This window comes from Pseudomonas putida (assembly GCF_022627325.1).
GTDB classification, from domain to species: Bacteria; Pseudomonadota; Gammaproteobacteria; order Pseudomonadales; family Pseudomonadaceae; genus Aquipseudomonas; species Aquipseudomonas putida_X.
Window position 1 is genome coordinate 332,461 of the sequence record NZ_JAETZZ010000004.1, and the last position, 24,039, is coordinate 356,499.

19 protein-coding genes and 1 pseudogene are annotated in these 24,039 nt (G+C 60.1%); 13 read left to right on the forward strand and 7 right to left on the reverse strand.

Going from position 1 to position 24,039, the window contains the following annotated elements:
- Positions 1-221 precede the first annotated feature (221 nt).
- On the forward strand, positions 222-416 hold the full coding sequence (locus JNA92_RS09160) for a hypothetical protein (RefSeq protein WP_021782310.1): 195 nt from the start codon (positions 222-224) through the stop codon (positions 414-416).
- A 167-nt stretch (positions 417-583) separates the two neighbouring features.
- On the opposite strand, the gene JNA92_RS09165 is transcribed toward JNA92_RS09160, so the two are convergent.
- Positions 584-2,800 carry a putative bifunctional diguanylate cyclase/phosphodiesterase gene (locus JNA92_RS09165; protein ID WP_241804389.1) on the reverse strand — a complete coding sequence of 739 codons (2,217 nt, stop codon included), beginning with the start codon at positions 2,798-2,800 and terminating at the stop codon, positions 584-586.
- Positions 2,801-3,134: 334 nt separating this feature from the next.
- Here JNA92_RS09165 and JNA92_RS09170 point away from each other — a divergent pair, with 334 nt between their 5' ends.
- The 7 genes from JNA92_RS09170 (at position 3,135) to JNA92_RS09200 (ending at position 10,424) form a co-directional block, all read left to right on the forward strand.
- Positions 3,135-3,434: an Hsp20 family protein gene (locus tag JNA92_RS09170; RefSeq protein WP_241804439.1), complete on the forward strand. Its 300-nt coding sequence runs from the start codon at positions 3,135-3,137 to the stop codon at positions 3,432-3,434.
- Positions 3,435-3,538: 104 nt separating this feature from the next.
- Positions 3,539-6,310, forward strand: a complete 2,772-nt coding sequence (clpK, locus tag JNA92_RS09175; protein WP_241804390.1) for a heat shock survival AAA family ATPase ClpK — start codon at positions 3,539-3,541, stop codon at positions 6,308-6,310.
- 58 nt (positions 6,311-6,368) lie between these two features.
- A complete protein-coding gene (locus JNA92_RS09180) occupies positions 6,369-6,839 on the forward strand; it encodes a phosphate-starvation-inducible PsiE family protein (protein ID WP_103444535.1) in 471 nt (156 codons plus the stop codon).
- Between the two features lie 189 nt (positions 6,840-7,028).
- On the forward strand, positions 7,029-7,484 hold the full coding sequence (locus JNA92_RS09185; RefSeq protein WP_021782314.1) for an Hsp20/alpha crystallin family protein: 456 nt from the start codon (positions 7,029-7,031) through the stop codon (positions 7,482-7,484).
- Between the two features lie 27 nt (positions 7,485-7,511).
- Positions 7,512-7,883, forward strand: coding sequence for an Hsp20/alpha crystallin family protein (locus JNA92_RS09190; protein ID WP_021782315.1), 372 nt, complete (start codon positions 7,512-7,514; stop codon positions 7,881-7,883).
- Between the two features lie 26 nt (positions 7,884-7,909).
- On the forward strand, positions 7,910-8,413 hold the full coding sequence (locus JNA92_RS09195) for an Hsp20/alpha crystallin family protein (protein ID WP_103444534.1): 504 nt from the start codon (positions 7,910-7,912) through the stop codon (positions 8,411-8,413).
- 229 nt (positions 8,414-8,642) lie between these two features.
- Positions 8,643-10,424 carry a monovalent cation:proton antiporter-2 (CPA2) family protein gene (locus JNA92_RS09200; RefSeq protein ID WP_241804391.1) on the forward strand — a complete coding sequence of 594 codons (1,782 nt, stop codon included), beginning with the start codon at positions 8,643-8,645 and terminating at the stop codon, positions 10,422-10,424.
- 149 nt (positions 10,425-10,573) lie between these two features.
- Here JNA92_RS09200 and JNA92_RS09205 read toward each other — a convergent pair whose 3' ends face one another.
- Positions 10,574-11,446 (reverse strand): LysR family transcriptional regulator, encoded by an 873-nt coding sequence (locus JNA92_RS09205; RefSeq protein WP_021782318.1) that lies wholly within the window; start codon positions 11,444-11,446, stop codon positions 10,574-10,576.
- Positions 11,447-11,666: 220 nt separating this feature from the next.
- On the opposite strand from JNA92_RS09205, the gene gloA reads away from it, so the two are divergent.
- Positions 11,667-12,062, forward strand: a complete 396-nt coding sequence (gene gloA, locus JNA92_RS09210; RefSeq protein WP_021782319.1) for a lactoylglutathione lyase — start codon at positions 11,667-11,669, stop codon at positions 12,060-12,062.
- 470 nt (positions 12,063-12,532) lie between these two features.
- Positions 12,533-13,501, forward strand: a complete 969-nt coding sequence (locus JNA92_RS09220; protein ID WP_021782320.1) for an LLM class oxidoreductase — start codon at positions 12,533-12,535, stop codon at positions 13,499-13,501.
- Positions 13,502-13,602: 101 nt separating this feature from the next.
- Here the strand turns inward: JNA92_RS09220 and JNA92_RS09225 are convergent, their stop codons facing one another.
- Positions 13,603-14,424, reverse strand: a complete 822-nt coding sequence (locus tag JNA92_RS09225) for a CmcJ/NvfI family oxidoreductase (protein WP_241804392.1) — start codon at positions 14,422-14,424, stop codon at positions 13,603-13,605.
- A gap of 514 nt (positions 14,425-14,938) precedes the next feature.
- On the opposite strand from JNA92_RS09225, the pseudogene JNA92_RS09230 reads away from it, so the two are divergent.
- The 3 genes and pseudogenes from JNA92_RS09230 to JNA92_RS09240 form a co-directional block, all read left to right on the forward strand.
- Positions 14,939-15,163 (forward strand): annotated as a pseudogene (locus JNA92_RS09230) (nitronate monooxygenase); the annotation flags it as partial.
- A 401-nt stretch (positions 15,164-15,564) separates the two neighbouring features.
- Positions 15,565-16,665, forward strand: coding sequence for an efflux RND transporter periplasmic adaptor subunit (locus JNA92_RS09235; RefSeq protein WP_241804393.1), 1,101 nt, complete (start codon positions 15,565-15,567; stop codon positions 16,663-16,665).
- A gap of 6 nt (positions 16,666-16,671) precedes the next feature.
- Positions 16,672-19,737 (forward strand): efflux RND transporter permease subunit, encoded by a 3,066-nt coding sequence (locus JNA92_RS09240; RefSeq protein ID WP_241804394.1) that lies wholly within the window; start codon positions 16,672-16,674, stop codon positions 19,735-19,737.
- A gap of 36 nt (positions 19,738-19,773) precedes the next feature.
- On the opposite strand, the gene JNA92_RS09245 is transcribed toward JNA92_RS09240, so the two are convergent.
- The 4 genes from JNA92_RS09245 to plsB all read right to left on the reverse strand — a co-directional run bounded on the left by JNA92_RS09245 (position 19,774) and on the right by plsB (position 23,903).
- Complete coding sequence (locus JNA92_RS09245; protein ID WP_241804395.1) at positions 19,774-20,463, reverse strand: DUF4197 domain-containing protein; 690 nt, start codon at positions 20,461-20,463, stop codon at positions 19,774-19,776.
- Between the two features lie 33 nt (positions 20,464-20,496).
- Positions 20,497-20,895, reverse strand: a complete 399-nt coding sequence (locus JNA92_RS09250) for a YbaY family lipoprotein (RefSeq protein ID WP_241804396.1) — start codon at positions 20,893-20,895, stop codon at positions 20,497-20,499.
- Between the two features lie 73 nt (positions 20,896-20,968).
- Positions 20,969-21,337, reverse strand: a complete 369-nt coding sequence (locus tag JNA92_RS09255) for a YbaY family lipoprotein (RefSeq protein ID WP_241804397.1) — start codon at positions 21,335-21,337, stop codon at positions 20,969-20,971.
- A 79-nt stretch (positions 21,338-21,416) separates the two neighbouring features.
- Positions 21,417-23,903 (reverse strand): glycerol-3-phosphate 1-O-acyltransferase PlsB, encoded by a 2,487-nt coding sequence (gene plsB / locus JNA92_RS09260; RefSeq protein ID WP_241804398.1) that lies wholly within the window; start codon positions 23,901-23,903, stop codon positions 21,417-21,419.
- Between the last annotated feature and the right edge of the window lie 136 nt (positions 23,904-24,039).

Sequence of the window (24,039 nt, forward strand, 5' to 3'; positions counted from 1 at the left end):
CCCAACTGATCATATCGGACCCTGTTGCGAATGAAGCCACCTAAAGTTGCAGACTGGTTGCTACGGAGGGCGGCGGTGTAGTGGCAATAAGCCCGGTGTGAATCATCGTGCAATCGGAGGTGTTCGATACAGGAAGCCAGGGTCCCCATGGTGCTGCCAATGATGGGCATCGCTCACAAAGCAGCAAGAGGATATCAACCCGTCAAACTGAGGAAATAACCATGGCAATGTTGGTTTTTGACGGTACGGAAGACGCCATCGTCGAAGCCCGTATTCTGGTCGGGGCGCTGAATGAATGGTTGGCGGAACAGCAACCCTGTTGCCCCCTAAAATCCGTTCATGTGCAATTTTGCTATCGGCCCGATGGCACGTTGGATTCTGTATTGACCGTTGTAACAGACGTGGCCGTGGACTAATGACTGCTTTGATTGAACGGGCACTTGGTGCGGGTATTCCCTTGGCCGCAGATCCAGCAGGGTTTTGCTGTCGGTCGCCCGGTAGATCAGATCTGCTCGACGTTGGTCGACGAAGGCTGAAAACGCTGCATGAGTGGAATCGATCTTTTGGTTATTAAATAAACGTGTTAATTATAGGTTATCTGATCGGCCAAGAAAAACCTGAGTGCCTCATGCGACATGGGTCTAGCAAAGTAATATCCCTGGAAAATATCGCATCGACCACGTTCCAGGAAGTCCACCTGAGCCGCAGTTTCCACGCCTTCCGCGACCACTGACAGGCTGAGGTGATGGGCCATGGAAATAATGCCTTGAGTAATTGCTGCATCGTGTGGGTTAGCCGAGATGTCCTGGATGAAAGAGCGATCAATCTTGATTTTGTCGATGGGCAAACACTTGAGATAACTGAGGCTGGAAAATCCTGTACCGAAATCATCCAGCGCAATGCGTACACCCAAGTCTTTAAGGCGGTGCAAGGTTTCAATTGCGATTTCAACGTTGTGCAGCAGGAGCGACTCAGTTATCTCCAATTCCAATTGCCCTGCGCTAAGCCCGTATTTGTTCAGCACTGCCTGGATACATTCAACGAACTGACCGCGCTGAAAATGCACCGGCGAAATATTTACGGCCATCGAGATGCCGTTGAAACCCTGATCACATAGATTGCGCAACTGCGCGCACGCCGTATCGAGTACCCAGAGGCTCAGCGGGATAATTTGACCACTGTCCTCTGCCACCGGTACAAACTCCGCTGGAGAGATGTATCCTTTGATCGGATGCGTCCAACGCAACAACGCTTCGATTCCGACCACCCGACGCGTGTGGGCCTCTATTTGCGGTTGATAATGCAGGCTGAACGATTGAGTTTCGATAGCCTTTTGTAGGTCATTACGTAGGCTTCGGTGCTCGCAAACTCGATCGTTAAGATCGCTGGTGTACCACTGAAAGTTGTTCCTACCTTGTTGCTTGGCTTTGTACATGGCCATGTCAGCCTGCTGGGTCAGCTGCATCGGCTGTTCGAGGTGACCATCGCTTAGCGTAATACCGATACTTGCACTGACGTGCAGGTCAATGCCCTGGATACAGTAGGGTTTGCCAATGCTTTCCAGCAGTCGCTCGGCCACCGGGACAACGTCTTCGTCACGAAGCAGGTCCGTCAGCAGAACGACAAACTCATCGCCGCCCATGCGCACGACGGCATCAGCTGGACGGACTTGCTGAGTCATGCGCTGTGCCACCTCGATCAGCACCTGATCGCCGAAGTAGTGCCCGATGGAGTCGTTGATGGATTTGAATCCATCCAGGTCGATGTACATGACCGCTAGTTGACGCTTACGTTGAAGGCTGCTGCGACACTCTAGGACAAGCCGGTCTTCCAGGGACAGGCGGTTAAGCAAACCGGTCAGTCCGTCATGGCTGGCACTGATACTCAGCTGGCGCTCGTAATGCTTCTGCTCGCTGATATCCCGAGCGATACCGAATACCCCGACGATCTCTCCATTTACCATGATCGGCAGGTTTGCGATATCCATGGTCAACTGCTTGTCGTCGCTCTCGTCGCGCACCCTTGCCTCGAATCGCTGCGGCTCACCGGCGCGGGCCGCGGAAAAATGCTGATTCACTCGCGGCAGGTCTTCTTCGAAAACGAGGTAGGAGAAATGTTGACCGACAAGATCAGTTGCCGCGCCAGCGTTAAGCTTCAGGCCAGCCGGGTTCACACTCTGGATGTTGCCCGCCATGTCGAGGGCGAAAACCGGGTTGGGGTTGTAGGTGAACAATGAGCGAAACCGTTGTTCACTTTCCTCCAGGCGTTGGCCGTCACGCTCATGCCGGATAGCAATGGCAGCCAGGTGCGCCGCGCAGGTCAACCTTTGGATCTGCATCTCGCTTGGCGCAATCGCCTGATCTTGGTACAGCGCAAATGTCCCAAGTACGGAGCCCTGATGCGAGAGTAATGGCAACGACCAGCAGGAGCGCAGATTGTACCCTAGCGCCAGGCTGCGAAAACGCTCCCAGCTCGGATCCCGGGCTATATCTGCGGTCACCACCAGCTCGCGCCGGAATGCAGCCGTGCCACACGTGCCTTCCTGAGGACCGATGGGCATGCCATGGATCGCCTCGCTGTATGCAGGCGGCAGGCCAGGCGCGGCACCTTTGAGCAAATGCTTGCCTTGCGCATCGGTGAGCAGTATCGAACACAGCGTACCGGGATCCTGGGCGTCGATCATCAAGCAGATGGCGGTGAGGATGTCGTGCAGTTGATGATTGGTCGCGATCATACCGAGTATGTCGCGCTGAGACTCGGGAAGCACCATGCTGTGATAGCTCGTGCAGAAGGTGTTCATGGTGGGATTCCTGTGTGCTTGCGAGGCCTTCCGGTTCCCTGAGCGTCTGCAGAAGTGAGTGCCTGGGCGCAGTCCGATCGCACCCCGATCGCGAAATCTTTTAAAGCAGTGGGCCTGCCACGAGAAAGACTCAGGTGATCGATAAAAGAACGTATCAGATGGAGCGCATGCGGCTGAATTCGGCTTGCAGCGGCCTGACCACCGCCCGCTGACTTTCTCTGAGCAAACCGCAGATACTTCTTGACTTCCAGACTACCAGGCGCAGACTTTAGCGAGTATTGCAAAAGTTCCCTTGGGCTGGCCGCATCTGTTTGCGGCGCTCGCCCGCCCGCGCTTGCCTGCCAGGCATGCTGAAGCTGGCGCTGGACATCACGGATGCAGTGCTGGCTTTCCTTCGAATTGCCTGGTCTCAAGGAAAGAACATCCCGATCACGCCCGACTGCTACGAGAGCAGCAGAAGTGCGCCTTCCCTCGTGCCGAACGCTACAACGGCTGTTGTTCGCGACCCTTGAACCTGCCTGACGATGCCGATCAGGTTTTGATCAAGCGCCCATTCGACAATGGGCTGCTGACGATCATCCTCGACGAGCGCGAAGCGCGTGCATCGAAGCAAAGCCGTTTGATTCCGAATTGAAGCTGACTCGGAGATTCCATGGCAGTTGTCACGAAGGCCCTCCAGCAGACGAGGAGCTGCGGCAGGCTCCACTTCGTCGCCTCAATGATTCAAGGAGCGCCCGCATGGCCAGCAAACAGTGCCAGGTCTGTGGCCAACCCGCTACGACACGGGTGGAAGCCAAGGTCAATGGCCGCCACAGCACAATGCTGTTGTGTAATGATCACTATCGCCAATTGGTGCGCCAGCAAAAGCGCACCCTTTCCCCACTGGAGGCCCTTTTCGGCTCGCGCAGCGGTTTGTTTGAGGATTTCATCGGCAGCGATTTCTTCCGCAACGGAGGAGACTCAGTATCCGTTGCCGCGGGTGCCGATGATGTGGCCGAAGCGTCGTCTGGCGAACCTGCCCCCGCAGGGGCTGGCACGCCGCGGCGTCGTGGCAGCGGGCTGGCCAGCCGCATCAGCGAACACTCCGAGGCCCTGTTGCAGGAAGCTGCCAAGCGTGCCACGGAGTTCGGTCGGCCCGAAGTCGATACTGAGCACCTGCTGCTGGCCCTAGCCGACAGCGACGTGGTGAAGACCGTCCTCAGCCAGTTCAAGATCAAGGTCGATGACCTCAAACGCCAGATCGAGGCCGAAGCCAAGCGCGGCGACAAACCGTTTGAAGGAGAAATCGGCGTGTCGCCTCGCGTGAAGGATGCGCTCAGTCGCGCCTTTGTCGCCTCGAATGAATTAGGCCACGCTTACGTCGGACCCGAGCACCTTCTGATCGGGCTAGCAGAGGAGGGCGAAGGGCTGGCCGCCAACTTGCTGCGCCGCTATGGCCTCACGCCGCAGGCCCTGCGCCAGCGGGTAAACAAGGTGGTTGGCAAAGGGGCGGAGGATGGCCGCGCCGAGGCGCCGACCAATACGCCGGAGCTCGACAAGTATTCGCGCGATCTCACCAAGATGGCCCATGCGGGCAAGCTGGATCCGGTCATCGGCCGCGCGCAGGAAATCGAAACCACCATCGAGGTGCTGGCGCGGCGCAAGAAGAACAACCCCGTACTGATCGGCGAGCCTGGCGTGGGCAAGACCGCCATCGTCGAGGGATTGGCACAGCGCATGGTGGCCGGCGAGGTACCCGAGACGCTGCGCGACAAGCGCCTGGTCGAGCTGAACATCAATTCCATGGTGGCCGGCGCGAAGTACCGTGGCGAGTTCGAGGAGCGCGTGCAGAAGGTGCTGAAGGAGATCTCCGAGCACCAAGGCGAGATGATCCTCTTCATCGACGAGGTGCACACCATTGTGGGCGCCGGCCAGGGTGGTGGCGAAGGCGGCTTGGACGTGGCCAACGTCTTCAAGCCGATGATGGCGCGCGGTGAGCTGAACCTGATCGGCGCGACGACGCTCAACGAGTACCAGAAGTACATCGAGCAGGACGCCGCGCTGGAGCGGCGCTTCCAGCCGGTCATGGTGCCCGAGCCAACGGTGGCGCAGACCATCATGATCCTGCGCGGCCTGCGCGATACCTTTGAAGCGCACCACAAGGTCAGCATCACCGAGGACGCGATCATCGCTGCCGCCGAACTGTCCGACCGCTACGTCACCGCGCGCTTCCTGCCGGACAAGGCCATCGACTTGCTTGATCAGGCTGCCGCCCGCGTGAAGCTATCGGCGACGGCCCGCCCGGTGGCGGTGCAGGAAATGGAATCCGAACTGCACCAGTTGCGCCGGGAGCAGAACTACGCGGCTTCCCGCAAGCGATATGACAATGCGGCGCAGATCAGCAAGCGCATCGAAGCCAAGGAGGCCGAACTCAAGGAGCGCGTCGCGGACTGGGAGCGCGAGCGCGGTTCGGGCAGCGCCGAAGTCAAGGCGGAGCACGTTGCACAGATCGTCTCGCGTCTGACCGGCATCCCGGTCAATGAGCTGACGGTGGAGGAGCGCGAGAAACTGCTGCACCTGGAGCAGCGGCTGCACGAACGCCTGGTGGGGCAGGACGAGGCGGTACGCGCGGTGGCGGATGCGGTGCGGCTGTCGCGCGCGGGTCTGCGCGAAGGCAGCAAGCCCGTGGCCACGTTCCTGTTCCTGGGTTCCACTGGCGTCGGCAAGACTGAGCTCGCCAAGGCGCTGGCGGAATCCATCTACGGCGACGAGGGGGCCCTGTTGCGCATCGACATGTCGGAGTATGGCGAGCGCCATTCCGTGGCTCGGCTGGTGGGCGCGCCCCCCGGCTACGTCGGTTATGACGAAGGTGGCCAGCTTACCGAAAAGGTCCGGCGCAAGCCCTATAGCGTGCTGCTGCTCGACGAGATCGAGAAGGCCCACCCCGACGTCTACAACATCCTGCTGCAGGTGTTCGACGACGGGCGACTGACCGATGGTAAGGGGCGCGTGGTGGACTTCACCAACACCATTATCATCGCCACGTCCAACCTGGGCTCCGACATCATTCAGCGCCGGCTGAATGCGCCCGGAGCGGCTGGCGAGGAATACGAGAAGACCAAGGCCGAGGTGAAGGACGTGCTGCGCGGGCACTTTCGCCCCGAGTTCCTCAACCGCATCGACGAAATCATCGTCTTCCATGCCCTGGGCAAGCAAGAGATCCGCCACATCGTCGGCCTGCAACTCGATCGCGTGGCCCGTAATGCCGCGAGCCAGGGCGTGACGCTGACGTTCGACGAGACGCTGGTCGATCACTTGGCGGAAGAGGGCTACAAACCCGAATTCGGTGCCCGCGAGCTCAAGCGACTGATCCGCAGCGAGCTGGAGACGGCACTGGCGCGTGAAATACTCGGCGGCGGCATTGGCAAGGGTGATCAGGCCCATGCGCGCTGGGACGACAAGGCGGAGCGGGTCGGGTTCGACCGGCGGCAAGCCGTGCCGGTCAAAGAGCTCGACAGTGAAAATGCGTGAAGCGCTGCCGAAGGCTGCACTTTCTCGTTGCAATGATCTGCTGCTGAAGGGGTGACGCATGAAGGACAGCAATCAGCCCGAGACCACACGCATGCGACTGCGTCGCGAGTGGGCGGTGATGACGTTTTACGAGCGTTTCGAGCAGATCGTCGCCCACATTCTATCGATGGTGATCGCGCTGGTTATCGTGGTGTCGCTGGTGCAGCTGATCCAGATAGTCTTCAGCCTGCTGATCATCGATGCGTTCAATCCGCTGGACCACCGGACCTTCCAGAATGTGTTCGGCATGGTCATGACGCTGCTGATCGCGATGGAATTCAAGCATTCCATCGTGCGCGTTGTCTTGCGCCGTGACAGCATCATTCAGGTCAAGACGGTCCTGTTGATCGGGTTGATCGCGCTGTCCCGCAAGATCGTGATCCTTGATCCCGATGTCAGCCCGGCCAAAGTCGCGGCGCTTGCTGGCGCGACCCTGGCCCTGGGGCTGACCTATTGGCTGTTGCGTGAGCGCGATGATCGAGTTGCCTAGGCTCTGTGTGAATGGCGCCAAGGCAAAGATTCAAGGGGAAAAAGAGCGCGTATCTGTAATTCCATATTCGTTCAAACCGGGGCTTGAAAACCTCGAAATCGCTCACATAATTCCGTCGTCAGGGGCCGCAGCCCGGCGCTTCATGCCTCCTGTTCGAGATCATTTCAGTCAGCTTGAAGGAGGATTGTCATGTACGAGTCCCTTCTTAATCTGTCGAGCGATCCCATTGCCGAGTTCGAGAGGCTGCAGCGCGAACTGCAACATGTGCTGGGAACGGGTCTGGGGCGCCCAGGCAGTATTCGTGCCTTGGCCAGTGGTGCTTTTCCTGCCATCAATGTCGCGAGCACGCCGTCCAGCCTGGAGGTCTACGCCTTCGTTCCCGGCGTCGACCCGAGCGACCTCGATCTGCAGATTCACCGAGGGTTGCTGTCGATTTCCGGTGAGCGCCGGCCGGCGCGCAGCGCACAGGAGGGCAATTGCTCGGTGTACGCCAACGAGCGTTTTTCCGGACGGTTCAAGCGTACCGTGAGCCTCAATGATCAGGTCGATACCGACAAGGTCGAAGCTCACTGTTGCGACGGTGTTCTGCGCATTTCGCTACCGCGGCGCGAAGCGCTGCAGCCCAAGCGCATAGCCATTCAGTAACAGCAACGGTTTGAAGGAGGAATCACCATGAACGACAAGCAAGCGGTCGTGCGCGGCGAAACTGAAACCCAAACACTGCTGCCGCGTGTCGATGTATTTGAAGACGAAAACGGAATCCAACTGTTTGCGGACCTACCGGGCGTGCCCAAGGACCATCTCGTGGTCAATGTGGACGGTGACACGCTTGTGCTGGAAGGGGAGATCATGCCGCAGTTGAGCGAACAGTTGGAGGCCGTCTACGCAGAGGTCCAGCTGTCGCGATTCAGGCGAGCCTTCACCTTGAGCTCCGAACTGGACACGACCCGGATCGACGCTGAGCTACGGGACGGCGTGCTGAACGTGCGCGTTCCCAAACATGCACATGCCCAGCCGCGCAAGATCGTCGTGAAAAGCGAGTAGGGCCTTGAGCGTGTGGAGGGCGACCCATGGACAAACTAGCTGAACTCAAACATGGCCTGGAGGAAACCTGGCATTCGCTGGGCGAGGGCTGGCGTCAGCTTCGCGATCGCACCAGCGAGGCCCTGACGCGCTTCACGCCTGTCAACCGGAGCAGGAACGTCTCGGAGGATGCTACTTCAGCACCGGCACTTGCCTCGAACTGGGGATTGCTGGCCGGCGATCTTTACGAGGATGGCGACCAGGTCGTCATTCGCCTCGAGGTGCCCGGAATGGTGAAGGAGGATCTGAATCTGGAAGTGCGGGGCGATGCCTTGATCATTCGCGGTGAAAAACGCATCGAGCAGGAGCAGGGCAATGGGCGTTATCGCGTCCGGCAGTGCACCTTCGGCAGTTTCCGCCGCGCCTTCCAGCTTCCCGCTCCGGTCATTGCCGAGAAGGCCAGAGCCATATGCAGCAACGGTGTGCTGCGTGTCGAACTGCCCAAGGAAGAGCGTGCGCGTGGCCGGCGCATCGAGGTTCGCTCGGGTTGATACTGCCACTGCATGTTCTTTGCGCAGACAAGGTACAACCCTCGTCGCCTGAACTACCCGCCCGCGAAAACCTCGCGGGCGGGTAGTACTTCGGTTGCTCAACGGGAAGAACGGTAGCCGCTCCCCCCTGCAATGGACATTGCACTTCTCTGTCGAGCTGAGGCGCCCAGCGATAATTCATCCGGATTTTTTCCCATAACCGGTCCTGCCAGGGCTGAAGGTCGAGACTATGTCCGCTGAAGGCAACGCAGGACTTTTGTTGGGTGTTATCACTTTGCTCACCGCCGCCGTGGTGGCCGTGCCGCTGCTCAAGCGCATCGGGTTCGGCTCAGTGATGGGCTACCTGTTGGCAGGGATGATGATCGGACCCTTCGGGCTGCAACTGATCAATGACCCCCACACCATCATTGATGTGGGCGAGTTGGGTGTGGTGATGTTTCTTTTCGTGATTGGCCTGGAGCTCAAACCCTCGCATCTATGGGACCTGCGTGGGCAGATCTTTGGGCTGGGCAGCCTGCAGGTGGTGATCTGTGCCGTTCTGCTCACCGTCGTCGGCAAGGCCTTTGGTTTCCCTTGGCAGGTGTCATTCGTCTGCGCGGCCGGTTTTGTGCTCACATCCACGGCGATTGTCATGCAAGTTCTCTCGGAGCGGGGTGACTTGAACGAGCCGAGGGGCCAACGCATCGTCTCCATTCTGCTGTTTGAAGACCTGTTGATAGTGCCGTTGCTGGCGGTGGTGGCATTTCTGGCACCTACTGCATCGGTGCCCGAATCCAGCTCCCCCCTGTGGCAGCGCATGGCGACCGCAGCGCTGTCCCTGAGCGCACTGGTGGTCATCGGGTTGTGGTTGCTCAACCCTCTGTTTCGGGTATTGGCCCAAGCCAGGGCGCGCGAGGTGATGACTGCTGCCGCGCTGCTGGTGGTGCTGGGAGCAGCGCTGCTGATGGAAATCGGCGGCCTGTCAATGGCGATGGGCGCGTTCGTTGCCGGTGTGCTGCTGTCGGAGTCCACCTTCCGCCACCAGCTTGAGGCTGACATAGAACCGTTTCGCGGGTTGTTGCTGGGGCTGTTTTTCCTCGGCGTCGGCATGGCGCTGGATCTGCACGTGGTGGCCGCGAACTGGCTGCTGATCACCTCTGGCGTGCTGGCGCTGATGATGGTCAAGGCGCTGTGTATCTATGGGGTCGCGCGCCTCGCGAAAAGCCAGCATGGTGATGCGCTGGACCGCGCCGTGCTGATGGCGCAGGGTGGTGAATTTGCGTTCGTGCTGTTTGCCGAAGCGCTGAAACTCAAGGTCGTCAGTGCCGAAATCAACGCCAACATGACGGCTATCGTGGTGTTGTCCATGGCCGTTACGCCGGTCAACCTTCTATTGTACAAGCGCTTCGCGCGGCCCCGGGCGGTTTCCATGGCCGGTGTGGAGCCGGCACAGAATCTCCAAGGCCATATCCTGATCATAGGGTTTGGTCGTGTCGGCCAGATCGCTTGCCAGGCACCACTCGCTCATGGCGCCAAGCTTTCGATCATCGACATGGACCCGGAGGTGATCCGCGCCGTCGAGCCTTATGGTTTCAAGGTCTATTACGGTGATGGTGCCCGGCACGACCTGTTGCATGCTGCCGGGGCCCATCACGCCCGTACCATCATTGTGTGCGTGAATGACAAGAAGGCCGCGACACGCATCGTCGAAAGCACGCGGCACTATTGCCCGCAGGTGAAGGTGCTGGTGCGCGCCTTTGACCGCGAGCACGCGTTGGAGCTGGTCAAGCACGACGCCGACTACATCGTGCGGGAAACCTTTGAATCCGCCTTGCTGCTTGGCCACCAGGCCGTGCTGACCCTGGGTGCCTCAGCGCACGAAGCCGACGCGGTGACCGACGAGGTGCGCACCCGCGATGCTGAACGTTTTGCCCTGGAAACATCCGGGGGGCTATTTGCCGGGCGAGCGTTGGTCCTGGGAAATATCGATCGCATTGATCCGCCGAAGCCTGAAGCACGGGATGCTCATTGAGCATGAAAACCTGACGGCAATACGCAAACTCACGCTATCGCAGGCACGCACACAACTGCGGGCGATTATTTTCTGCCGCTTCGTGGGCGATGTGTAGTTTCCTGGATGGCGAGACAGATTAAATCTTCATGGGATGCGGGGATTGCACATTAAACATTGCCCTTGCCCTGGTGATTATCAATGGCCTCGATGAAATTCTTGATCAACGGCGACTGCTGATTTTTTCGCCAGACGAAATAGATATCGCTTGAATCCAAGCTCGGCACATGATCGGCCTGAAAGGTATCTGCCTGGCTCGCGAAACGGTCGATATAACTCTCTGGCACGCAAGCAAAGCCAATTTCCTGTGCGATGCAGGCAAAAATACTGGGATACGATTCGATTTCCAGTATCGCCCGAGGCTGGATGCCGCTGCGTTCTAGCCAGTTATCGACCTGTTGCCTGTAGTGACAGGTGCGACCGAATACATACAGTTCGAGCCCAGCCAGGTCTTCCGGGGTGGGCGAGGAAAAGGCCTTCGGTACAACTCTCAACAAGCGCTCACGGAACGCTAAGCGGCTTTCAAGCAAAGGATGCTCGATGGGGCCATCAGTGAGGATCAAATCAAGCTCGCCATCCATCAACAGCCGCTCCAGGAGTAGCGAGTGCTCCGGACGGATGTGCAGTTCTACCCCCGGCGCCTCAAGGCGGTACCGTACCAGAAGCGGAGGGAGATGATTGGCCAGCGCTACGTCAAGCGCCCCAACGCGAAGCACGCCAGGCATGGAATCGGTTGAAAACAGCGAGCGTGTTTCAGCTGCCAGGTCGAGGAGCTGTTTGGCTTTGCGGTAGACCAGCCTACCTTCGGGGGTGACAAGTAACCGGTTATTTTCGCGGTTGAACAAGACGACGCCGAGCTGAGTTTCTAGTTCTCGCAGTCTTGCTGTGATGTTCGAGGGCACGCAATGCAGCTGTGCAGCTGCTGCGGCTATCGTACCGTGCTCTACGACAGCGCAAAAAAAACCAAGCTGTGAAAGCTTCAAGATGCTCTCCTTTTGTGATGGTATAGCTCACATCTGATCACTTTTAGTGATGCGTGTGTCAGCTTAACATTGCCCGGGCAAACGCATCCAATCACCTCGACAGCCTAGCCTCATGGGCTTGCGGTGGTAGGGCCTGGATGCACGGACTTTCGTCGTTGTCGGGGAAAGCCTTCTAGGAAATGTTGGCCTTGCGAAGGGCTGAAGCTGCAGCGGAGAATCGATGCGCATACTACATACCATGCTACGTGTGGTGGATCTGGATAAAACCATTCACTTCTACACTAAAGTGCTCGGCATGAGCCTCTTGAGACGCAAAGACTATCCGGAGGGCAAATTCACCCTTGCTTTCCTCGGATATGGCCTGGAGACAGAAACTGCTGTTCTGGAGCTGACGCGAAATTGGGGACAAGATAGCTATGAGATTGGCGATGCTTACGGGCATGTAGCTATCGAGGTTGAGGATGCAGAAGCTGTGTGCAGCCGTGCTGCTATCATGGGATATCGTGTTCCTCGACCAGCAGGTCTCATGAAACATGGACGCACAATAATCGCGTTCATTGAAGATCCCAACGGGTACAAGGTCGAGCTGATACAAAAAGGCACGCAATTCGACTGATCAAGCGAGGGAAGGCGCGAGGCAGGGCCTGGAGTGGCGAAAGTGCTTTTGTGCTCTTTACCGAAGCTCGGTCTTCAAGGCCCTGAACTCATCATAGCTGTTGGCCGTACAGGTCGGATTGCTTGTCCGGCGCCGCTCGCACAGGGAGCTAAACTTTAGAATATCGATGTAAATCCGCAACTGATTCGCACCGTGGAGCCCTCTGGTCTCAAGGTCCATCACGGTGATGGTGACCGCTCTGACACATTGAGCGGTTCATACACGATGCCGACTACCTAGGGCGGGAAACCTTTAATCCGCACTGTAGCTCGACCGTCAAGCCGTGCTGACGCTGGGCGCGTTGGGGGTCGAAACCGACGCGGTGCGCATACGCGATACCTAATGAAGTGGCGAAGGTGTCCGTTGTCATAGGACAAACCCAGGTATCTTTCAGCACCCTCATCCAGGTTCTGATGTAAGTAGGAGGGCGCATGTTCACTCCGAGTTCCATTCCCTATCAGCGACAACCGGGCTTTCAGCGCACTTACCGTCAAGGTCGGTTGAGCCTGGGCCTTTTCCTCCCCCTCGAAGCCTTTAGCGGTGATATGCCGAGTATGGCTGGCCAGGTGAGCCTGGCCCAAAGAGCCGAAAAGCTAGGTTTCGCTGCCCTTTGGTTTCGCGATGTACCGTTACGTGACCCTAGTTTCGGTGATACCGGTCAGGTCTTCGATCCTTGGGTCTACCTGGGTTTCATGGCGGCACACACGCATTCGATTGCGCTGGGTACCGCCTCGGTCATCCTGCCAATCCGCAACCCTCTTCACACCGCGAAGGCGGCCACCAGTGTAGATCAACTCAGTGGTGGCCGCCTGTTATTAGGCGTGGCTTCCGGGGACCGACCTGTAGAGTTTCCCGCATTCGGTGTAGATCCGGAGCAGCGTGACAGAATGTTCCGCGAATACCTAGAGGTATTTCGCCAGGTTCAGCGCAGCAGTTTCGTGCCTTTGACCTGGTCCGGCGGCACGCTTGAGGGCTGCGATCTGATTCCCAAGCCGACCACAGCGGAAATTCCATTCTTCGTCACCGGTCATAGCCGCCAGACGCTGGATTGGATTGCCCGCTGCAGTCATGGCTGGATCAGTTATCCGCGTGCGCCGAAGACTCAGCAACTGATTGTCGAGAACTGGCGCACTGCAGTGCATACCGAATGTGGTGAGCTGTTCAAACCCTTCACCCAGTCGCTATACATCGACTTGACGGACAACTCGCAGATACCCCCTCGACCGATCCACCTCGGCTATCAATTAGGGCGATATCATCTGATCTCACTGCTGCAACACTTACAGGAGATCGGCGTCAACCATGTGATCATCAACTTGAAGTACGGGCAACGCCCCGCTGGCGAGGTCCTCGAGGAGCTCGGTCAGTTCGTTCTGCCTGACTTCATCCTGTCTACGTGAGGCGGCACGGGGCACGAATGCTACGCCCCGAGCTTTCTATCCGGTCACCGCGCCGGGCGCGAGACGGCGATATGGCCGCCGCCACACCCGGTGACCAATACCTAGTGAAAGAAGGCCAGGGTACGAACTTCGATACTTTCGCGTGGCGGGGCTCCCGGCGGCGTATGGGGGAGCTGGAAGGCGGCATGGGGGGTGAAGCGGGCACGGCCGTCGTGACGCGAGTCATAACCCTTGATCAGCAAGACTTCGTCACGGCGCATCTCCGGAAAATAGTACCAGCGCTGGTGAGTATTGTAGGCGAGGTGATAAATTTCCCCGATGCGATCCGGATAGACCAAGTCGGTAGCCAGCAGATCATTGGGGTCGAGCGTCGAGGCGTCCAGCACCGCCAACGGCGAGCGCTTGACAGGGCCGCTTATCGGGCGCCAGACGTTGATCTGAGCGACTGACATCGCTGCCATTGCGGCGGCTTGTTCCGCGCCCAGTACTTCCCGGATACGCTCAGGCCCCGAGTGTTCGGTGTAGTCATTGTGCACACGGCTGGCTGGGCCGCGAAAATCCCGCCGTTCGGCGTCACTGCGCCTGGTGTGGTCGAAGATCACGACCCGGCTCGCGCCCGTCAATTGCTTGATCAAGGCCTTTATCTCGTCATAGTAGACCTTTACTACCGAGGTATCGTCGTAGAGATCGTCTACCACCGTCTCTCGCCGGTGGAGTTCAAACCCCTGCTTGTCCAGTGAAAGGCTGTCGGCTAACGGACGTCCGTTTTGTATCTTGACTTCGCGCTCCTCCTGCTCGGCAAAGTAGTGAGCCTCACTGTCACCGGTCAAAGCCTCGGTATGTATATAGGGCTTTGCATTTTGCCTGACCAGGTAGGTGAGTTTCGTGAGAACGCTATCGGGCATATCAATTGTGCATTTCAAGTAATACCTCCCGTTCTGCTGGCCGTACTCGGCGTGGTGGCGCTGTGGCGGCGATGTGGCTGGCATGTAGGCTCGCTCTCAATCATATGCCCTCGAACAGACGCATTAAATGCCCTCCAGGCGCAAGCCCTCCAAGAGTGACAAGTGGCTATCCACAACTTTGCTGTCAGCAGGAGAAAGCTTGGAATCTGCAAGAGGCGGATACTTGCCCAGGCCTTCCCCCGTTTCGTGAGTCGAAAGGATGGCACCACTGCTGTTCACGTACATGCCGTGTAGCATGACCTGCGTGTCTGCGGCGGAAGCTTCGTTAGCACCCATTTTCAATGGTTTGCCCAATTGACAGCGCGTGTTCCAGTCAGGTGCGTGCTGATTAGCCCCGGCCCTGCAAATGGTGGATCTCACCATGAACGACATATGCCGCCATGGGGGGGGCCGTCGAGCACCAGCAGGTCGGCCTGCTTACCTGGCTCGAGCGTGCAGACTGGTATGGGTGCCAGCGGTGCAGTAGATCACTGGGGCAGGGATCAAAGCTGCAATGGCGCTCGGCGCCTGCGGTGCGCAGCTTGGCACAGCCTTTATCCTCTGCCCTGAGACATCCGCAAACGCTGCCTACCGGGAAGCAATGAAAAGCCATCGCGCCTATCACACCCAGGTTACCAGTGTGATTTCTGGGCGACCTGCCCGGGGCATGGTCAATCGGAACTTCACGGATCTACCTTCGGATCACGCCTCTATACCGGCATAGGCATCACTTTCGAATCCTTATCGAGGCGAGATAAATGAACTGCTTAACAAGGGACTATAGCGGCATATTGCTCTGCTGACCCGCCAGAGCGAAGAAGAAGCCCAGACGAACCGGACCTGTGGCATTAGAACGGGGCTGCCTAATGGATGCCATACCAGACTGGGGGAACAGGGCACACGTGGTTTCCCGATGACACGTCATCCTCTCTCTCGAATTCTGCTGGAAGCGGGGAGCGGTGCAGTTTGGTGCGAGAGTCTAGGCAAAGTGAAAAAAATCTCAGGGTAAGTGAAAAGCCACGGACTTTCTTTCCGACGCTGGCTTCCCGGCTCCGGTTCCCTGATTTAATATACTCGACAGTATAAATATTCGATGCGCTCGTCGCGAAAGGATTCATCATGTTGCGTCATGCCTTGTGCCTCGCTCTGCCTGCCGCTGCCGCGTTGTTGCTGGCCGCCTGCGGGCAGCAAGCCGCCCCGCCCACTGCCCCTCGCCCTGCGCTGGTGGTCCAGCCGCAGCCGGCCCAAGCCTCAGCCGACAGCTACCCTGGCGAGGTGCGAGCGCGTTTCGAGCCGGAGCTGGCGTTCCGCATCGCTGGCAAGGTCAGCAAACGCCTGGTCGAGGAGGGGCAGCGGGTAAAGGCCGATCAGCCACTGGCAGAGCTCGACCCCCAGGATGTGCGCCTGCAACTTGAGGCCAACCGCGCCCAGTTGGCGGCCGCCGAGGCAAACCTGGCGCTGGTCCGCGCCGAGCGTGACCGCTACCGCACGTTGCTGGATCGGCAGATGGTCAGCCATTCCCTGTACGACAACGCCGAGAACCTCTACCGGGCCGGGCTCGCGCGCCTCAAGCAGGCCAAAGCCGAATTCGACGTGGCTGGCAACCAGGCCGGCTACGCCGTGTTGCGGGCGCCCCAGGCCGGCGTGATCGCCAAGCGTCAGGTCGAGGTCGGCCAGGTGGTGGCTGCCGGGCAGACGGTGTTCACACTGGCGGCCGACGGTGAGCGCGAAGTCGTCATCGGCGTGCCGGAGCAGCAGTTCGCCCGCTTCGCCGTTGGCCAGCAGGTCAGTGTCGAGCTGTGGTCGCGGGGCAATGAGCGCTTTGAGGGCCGTATCCGGGAGTTGTCGCCTGCAGCCGACCCCCGTTCACGTACCTTCGCCGCACGCATCGCCTTCAACTCGGCCAAGGTGCCTGCCGACCTTGGGCAGAGCGCACGGGTATTCATTGCCCATGACGGGCTGATCCCACTGGCTGTACCTCTCTCGGCGGTCACCGCGGAAAACGGCCAGGCGTACGTCTGGCGGGTCAACCAGGACCGTCGCCTGGAGCGTGCCGCCGTGCGCCTGGGGCCTTATGGCAGTGACACTGTTCCCGTACTCGAAGGCCTGAACCCTGGCGACTGGGTGGTGGCCGCCGGCGGCCACGTGCTGCGCGAGGGGCAGGAGGTGCGGCCGGTAGACCGTACCAACCGTGTGGTGAACCTGACGGCCAAGGAGTAAGTCCCGATGGGTTTCAACCTTTCCGCCTGGGCGCTGCGCAATCGCCAGATCGTACTGTTCCTGATGATCCTGCTGGCTGCCATTGGCGCCATGTCTTACACCAAGCTGGGGCAGAGCGAGGATCCGCCCTTTACTTTCAAGGCCATGGTCATCCGTACCCTGTGGCCGGGGGCAACGGCCGAGGAAGTGTCGCGCCAGGTGACCGAGCGCATCGAGAAGAAGCTGATGGAAACCGGCGAGTACGAGAGGATCGTCTCGTTCTCGCGCCCCGGCGAATCGCAAGTGACCTTCATGGCCCGGGACTCGCTGCATTCCAAGGACATCCCCGAACTGTGGTACCAGATCCGCAAGAAGGTCGCGGATATCCGCCACACTCTGCCCCCGGAAATCCAGGGGCCGTTCTTCAATGACGAGTTCGGTACCACCTTCGGCAATATTTATGCGCTCACCGGTAGCGGCTTCGACTACGCCGTGCTCAAGGACTATGCAGATCGCATCCAGATCCAGTTGCAACGTGTCAAGGACGTGGGCAAGGTCGAACTGATCGGCCTGCAGGACGAGAAAATCTGGATCGAGCTGTCCAACCTCAAGCTGGCCACTCTGGGCGTGCCGCTGGAGGCCGTACAGCAAGCGCTGCGCGAGCAGAACGCGGTGAGCACCGCCGGCTTTTTCGAAACCCCCAGCGAGCGTCTGCAACTGCGCGTCAGTGGGCAGTTCGACAGTGTCGAGCAGATTCGTCAGTTCCCCATCCGGGTAGGGGATCGCACCTTCCGTATCGGCGATGTCGCCGAGGTGTACCGGGGCTTCAATGACCCTCCCGCGCCGCGCATGCGCTTCATGGGTGAAGACGCGATCGGCCTGGCCGTGTCGATGAAGGATGGCGGCGACATCCTGGTGCTGGGCAAGGCACTGGAAGGTGAGTTCGAACGCTTGGCGCGCAACCTGCCGGCCGGCATGCAGCTGCGCAAAGTCTCCGATCAGCCGGCTGCGGTCAAGGCGGGCGTGGGCGAGTTCGTCCAGGTGCTGGTCGAGGCGCTGGTCATCGTGCTGTTGGTGAGCTTCTTCTCGCTTGGGCTGCGTACCGGCTTGGTGGTGGCCCTGGCTATACCCCTGGTGCTGGCGATGACGTTTGCCGCCATGCACTATTTCGGTATCGGCCTGCACAAGATCTCGCTGGGCGCGCTGGTGCTGGCCCTGGGCCTGCTGGTGGACGACGCGATCATTGCCGTGGAAATGATGGCGATCAAGATGGAGCAGGGCTTCGACCGGTTCAAGGCTGCCAGTTACGCCTGGACCAGCACGGCTTTTCCGATGCTGACCGGTACGCTGATTACCGCTGCCGGCTTTCTGCCGATTGCCACCGCAGCGTCCAGTACGGGTGAGTACACCCGCTCTATCTTCCAGGTGGTGACCATTGCGCTGCTCACCTCGTGGGTGGTGGCCGTGGTGTTCGTGCCTTACCTGGGCGAACGGTTGCTGCCGGACCTGGCCAAGCTGCATGCCGCCCGTCATGACGGTAACGGGCATGCGCCGGACCCCTATGCCACGCCGTTCTACCAGCGTGTGCGACGTGTAGTGGAGTGGTGCGTGCGGCGGCGCAAGACGGTGATCCTGCTGACCATCGCAGCCTTTTTCGGCAGCATTGCGTTGTTCCGCTTCGTGCCGCAGCAGTTCTTCCCGGCGTCCGGCCGCCCAGAACTGATGGTCGACCTCAAACTGGCCGAGGGCGCGTCGCTGAGCAATACCACCGAGCGGGTCAAGCAGCTCGAGGCCCTGCTCAAACAGCAGGATGGCATCGACAACTATGTGGCCTACGTAGGCACCGGGTCGCCGCGTTTTTATCTGCCATTGGACCAGCAACTGCCCGCCGCCAGCTTCGCCCAGTTCGTCGTGCTGGCCACGTCCCTGGAGGAGCGCGAGCGCTTGCGCAGTTGGCTGATCGACACGGTGGACCAGCAATTCCCCGACCTGCGCGCCCGCGTCACCCGCCTGGAGAACGGCCCGCCCGTGGGCTACCCGGTGCAGTTCAGGGTCACGGGCGAGCATATCGAGAAGGTGCGCGCCCTGGCCCGCGAGGTGGCGGACAAAGTGCGTGAAAACCCCCATGTGGTGAACGTGCACCTGGACTGGGAAGAGCCAAGCAAGGCGGTGTTCCTGGCGATCGACCAGGACCGTGCGCGTGCACTTGGCGTAAGTACCGCGCACCTGTCGAGCTTTTTGCGCAGCTCGCTCACCGGCACCACGGTGAGCCAGTACCGGGAGGACAACGAGCTGATCGAGATTCTCCTGCGTGGCACGCAGAAGGAGCGTGGCGAACTGGGCAACCTCGGCAGCCTGGCGTTGCCCACCGACAACGGCCAGAGCGTGGCGCTGTCGCAGGTAGCGACCCTGGATTATGGCTTCGAGGAAGGCATCATCTGGCACCGTAACCGCTTGCCGACGGTGACGGTACGCGGCGACATCTATGACAAGGAGCAGCCGGCGACCCTGGTCAAGCAGATTGCTCCGACCTTGCAGGCAATCAAGGACAAGCTGCCGGATGGCTACCTGCTGGAAGTGGGCGGCACCGTCGAGGACTCCGAGCGCGGGCAGAAGTCGGTGAACGCTGGCATGCCGCTGTTCATCGTCGTGGTGCTCAGCTTGTTGATGATCCAGCTGCGCAGCTTCTCGCGCACGGTGATGGTGTTCCTCACGGCACCACTGGGGCTGATCGGCGTGACCTTGTTCCTGCTGGTGTTCCGCCAGCCGTTCGGCTTCGTCGCCATGCTTGGCACCATTGCCCTGGCGGGCATGATCATGCGCAACTCGGTGATCCTGGTGGACCAGATCGAACAGGACATCGCTTCGGGACTGGACCGTTGGCAGGCCATCATCGAGGCCACGGTGCGGCGCTTCCGGCCGATCGTGCTGACGGCGCTGGCGGCAGTGCTGGCGATGATCCCGCTGTCGCGCAGCGTGTTCTACGGGCCGATGGCGGTGGCGATCATGGGCGGGTTGATCGTTGCCACGGTGCTGACCCTGTTGTTCCTGCCGGCACTGTATGCGGCGTGGTTCAGGGTGAAGAAGGGCTGAAGGCTGCGGGGGAGGGCATAGCCCTCCCTTCGCAGGTCACAGGGCGCCAAATACCTTCTTGGCCAGGCTGGTAGCTGCCTGTGCGGGGTTCTGGCGAATGCTCTGTTCTTGTTTGGCGATCATTTCGAACAGGCCGTCGAGGGCTTTTTCGGTCACATAGCTCTCGACATTGGCACTCTTGGCATCGCCCAGGCCCAGGGCTGACGCCTGGCCGGCAAAGGCGTTGTACTGTTGAACCACGCCCACCTTGTCGGTCGCGGCCTTGACGATGGGCAGGAACTTGGCGCGGATCTTCTCGCGGCTGCTCTTGTTCAGGTATTGGGTGGCTGAATCATCGCCCCCGCTGAGGATGCCCTTGGCATCGGTCACGCTCATGTTCTTCACCGCATCGACCAGGATCGCCTGGGCTTGCGGCACCGCCGCTTCCGCGGCCTTGTTCATGCTGTCTTCCAGGGCCGTGACCTGGTCACCTTTGCCGAACATCTTCATGGCCTTGGCGGCCTTGCCGAGGTTGCCTGGCAGTTCGATGCGCACATCCGGGTTGTTGCTGAAACCACCTGGGGTGCTCAATTGCTTGACGGCGACCTGTGCACCTTGGGTGAGCGCATCTTTCAGGCCGCCGGTGGCGTCCTTCTGGGTCAGGTCGCCCAGTGACAGGGCCAGGGCGCTGGCGGACAGCAGCAGGCCGGCGCACAGGACGGTGAAGCGCAGGGAGGAGCGAATCATGAAAGGGTCCCTTTCAACAGAAGTAGGCGGATATCAGCGTACGGGATCGACTTTGATCCGTACCGGCTGGGCGTCGCTGCCATCGAGCTCGACGCCGTGGTGTTCGGTGTTGATGAACAGCAGCTTGCCGCCCAGTTCGATGCGCGCGCTGACCGCGTAGCGGTGGCCGGGCTTGACTTGGGCGGGGTCGTAGGTGAGGTGGAACGGCAGCGGTACGTTGCCTTTGACCGGGCCGGCCTGGCGCGCCAGGGTGACGGCGGGGGCGTCCATCAGCGATACATCCTGCAGTTCCACGCTCAAGGTGGCGGCGGGCGGCAGGGCGATGCGCTGAAGGTAGAAGACTTCGCCATCCAGGCTGGCCTGGGGCGGCGGGGTGTGGGTGGAACAGGCTGCGAGCAGGGATGCGCACCACAGCATTACGAGCTTTTTCATGGAATCTCCGTAGTCCTTGGGGTTGGCTTGTGGCCAACCCCAAGGACTTTAACGGATTTTCCCGGGCAGGTGGTCAACCCATGAGGTTGCCGCCGTGGAGACCTTCAGTGACCGAATGGACCTTCTCGACCTCAACCTGATAGGTGCCTACGCCTGGTTTCAGCATGTAGTTCGTGGTGTTGATGTACACCAGTTGCCCATCATTCTCGATGCGCGCTTCGATGGCATATTCGTGTTTCTGGTTGATCTGGCTCCAGTCAAAGGGCAGCGGCAGGGTGATCGGAAAGCCGCTTCCCCAGCGCAGATCGAGTTCGGTAACAGGGGTGGACGGCGCATCTGCTCGCGAAACATCAGCCAAGCTCAATTTGACGAGGGCTGCTGCCGGCGGGGTGGTGGAGTCCGAGCAGGTGATTTCGACAGTCAACGATTTGATCTGAGGCATATTGATAGTCCTTGAAAGGGATGTGGGGTGCAGCGAATCGATGTTGATCCCTTTCAAGGACCGGGCGCAGGCTGAAAATCTACCCCTGCACGATGTCCACCGGCTCATCACGGTGCAGCGCCACCTGGCGGATCGACAGGCGCAGCTCGGCTGACAGCACGCGCTTGGCCACGCCCTCGGCCAGCTCTCCCAGCTTGTCGTGATAGCCCAGTTTGCCATTGCCGTCCGGGCGCAACACGCCCTGCTCGACCAGGGTCTGGATGAAGTGGCGGAACAGGGTCTTGTCGAAGAACTCCGGGGCATTGAGACCGTGCAGGATCGACAGGCGTTGAGCCATCATCACGCACAGGTCTTCGAGTTCTTCCGCGCTGAGGGTGTTCTGCCCACTGTTGAGCAGCAGCGAAGTGGCCATGTAGAAGCGTTGCAAGGTCTGGGTGATGGAGCGGGCCAGCAGGGTCAGCAGGACGAATTGGCGCGAACTCGGCGCAGGGCGAATGTAGCTGTCTTGCTCCTGGCGTAGCAGCCCCTGTTCGACCAACGCGGCCAGCCACTGGTCGATCACCTCGTCCAGTTGCTCGGGTGACCAGCGCAGGAACAGCTCGGCCTGCAGGTACGGATACAACGCGTGTACATACTGCCCGAGCAGGTCACGGTTCATCCGTGAGCTGCTGTGGAAGAAGCTTGCCAGTAACGCCGGCAAGGCAAAGATGTGCAGGACGTTGTTGCGGTAATAAGTCATCAGCACCGCATTGGCTTCATCCAGGTAGAGGATGCGGCCCAGGGCGTCTTTCTGCTCCGCCAGCAGGTTCATGCCCCTGACGTGCTCGATCAGCGCCTGGCCGTCACCCTCGGGCAGGGTGGTGTGCTGCGAATAGGGGACCTTGCGCAACAGGGCCAGGTACAGGTCCAGCACCCGGGTCAGGGCACTTTCGTCCAGTGCCAGGCGGCTGGTGGAGAGCAACGCCAGGGCCACCAGGTTGACCGGGTTGACCGCTGCAGCCTCGTTGAGGTGGCGGGCCACGGTTTCACCCAGGCGGGTGGTGGTCTCGTTCAGCCAGGCGGGACGGAACTGCGGGCCAAGTGCCTGCTCACGCCAGCCGGGTTGCTGTTGGTCGAGAAAGCCGGCCAGGCGAATGGGTTCGCCGAAGTTCACGTAGACCTGACCGAAACGCTGCTTCAGCGCGCCGATGACCTTGAAGATGTCGAAGATCGACTCCTTCTTCTTGCTGGCGCCACGCAGCTCACCCAGGTAGGTGCGGCCTTCCAGGACCCGTTCGTAGCCGATGTACACCGGCACGAAGACGATCGGTGTGCGCGATGAGCGCAGGAAGCTGCGCAAGGTGATCGCCAGCATCCCCGTGCGTGGTTGCAGCATGCGCCCGGTGCGCGAGCGCCCGCCCTCGACGAAGTACTCGACCGGGAACCCCTTGGTGAACAGGGTGTGCAGGTATTCGTTGAACACTGCGGTGTACAGCGGGTTGCCCTTGAAGGTGCGGCGCATGAAGAAGGCGCCGCCGCGGCGTAGCAAGCCGCCGATCACTGGCATGTTGAGGTTGATGCCGGCCGCGATGTGCGGTGGCGTCAGGCCGTTGCGAAACAGCAGGTACGACAGCAGCAGGTAGTCGATGTGGCTGCGATGGCAGGGTACATAGATGACTTCGTGGCCCGGTGCGATGCCCTGCACCTGCTCGATGTGGTTGACCTTGATACCGTCGTAGATCTTGTTCCAGAACCAGCTGAGCACCACTTCCAGAAAGCGGATCGCGGTGTAGGTGTAGTCCGAGGCGATCTCGTTGCCGTAGCGCAGGGCCTGTGCTTCAGCCTTGGCCAGGGGAATGTTTTCCCGTTGGGCTTGTTCGCTGATGGCCTGGCGTACCAGTGGCGCGTGGACCAGGCCTTTGACCAGATTGCGCCGGTGCGAGATGTCCGGGCCGATCACCGCAGTCTTGAGGTTGCGAAAGTGCACGCGCATCAGGCGTTGGGCCATGCGCACGGTGCGTTCATGGCCTTTGTTGTGCTGCACCAGCTCACGCACCTGGATAGGCGCCGAGAACTGCACGCGGGTCTTGCGCCCCAGTATCAGGATGGTCAGCAGCCGGCGCAGGCGCCCGGTTACCGCCCAACTGTCAGCGAAGAGCAATTTCCACGGGCTCGATTCGCTGGCAGGCGTCTGGCCCCAGAACACACTGACCGGGATGATCTGTGCGTCTTCTTCGGCATGCTGGCTGACTGCTGCAATCACCCGCTCAAGGGTGGGGGGCGCGCCGCGCTTGTCGTGGCGGCCGAGCCAGTCCGGGTCGGGCGTGAGGTAGAAGAACCCGGCCGGCTCGTGCAGCGTGCCCACCGCTACCGGCAGTACCGGGCGCGGCAGCCCCGCCTTGGTGCACTCATGGTCGAGTACGGCCAGGTCGGTGAGCGATGGCGAGGGCAGGGCATAGAACACCGGGCGGCTGCGGTCGAGCTGCAGGCTCATGGCGGACTGGTTGATGGTCTCGGAGCGCACCCACAGGTACAACAGGCGACGCAGAGCGCCGAAGATCAGGCGGCGCAGGGGAGAACGGGTCATGGGGTGTGTGCCCTGGGTGTGATGTTCAGTGAATGTGCAAACGGTTAGTCTGCCGTATCTGCGTAAGTTCAGCAAAATCCTGCAAAGGGCGCGGCGGTCATGAAAATTATTTGTTCTGTGGCATATACTCGGCCTG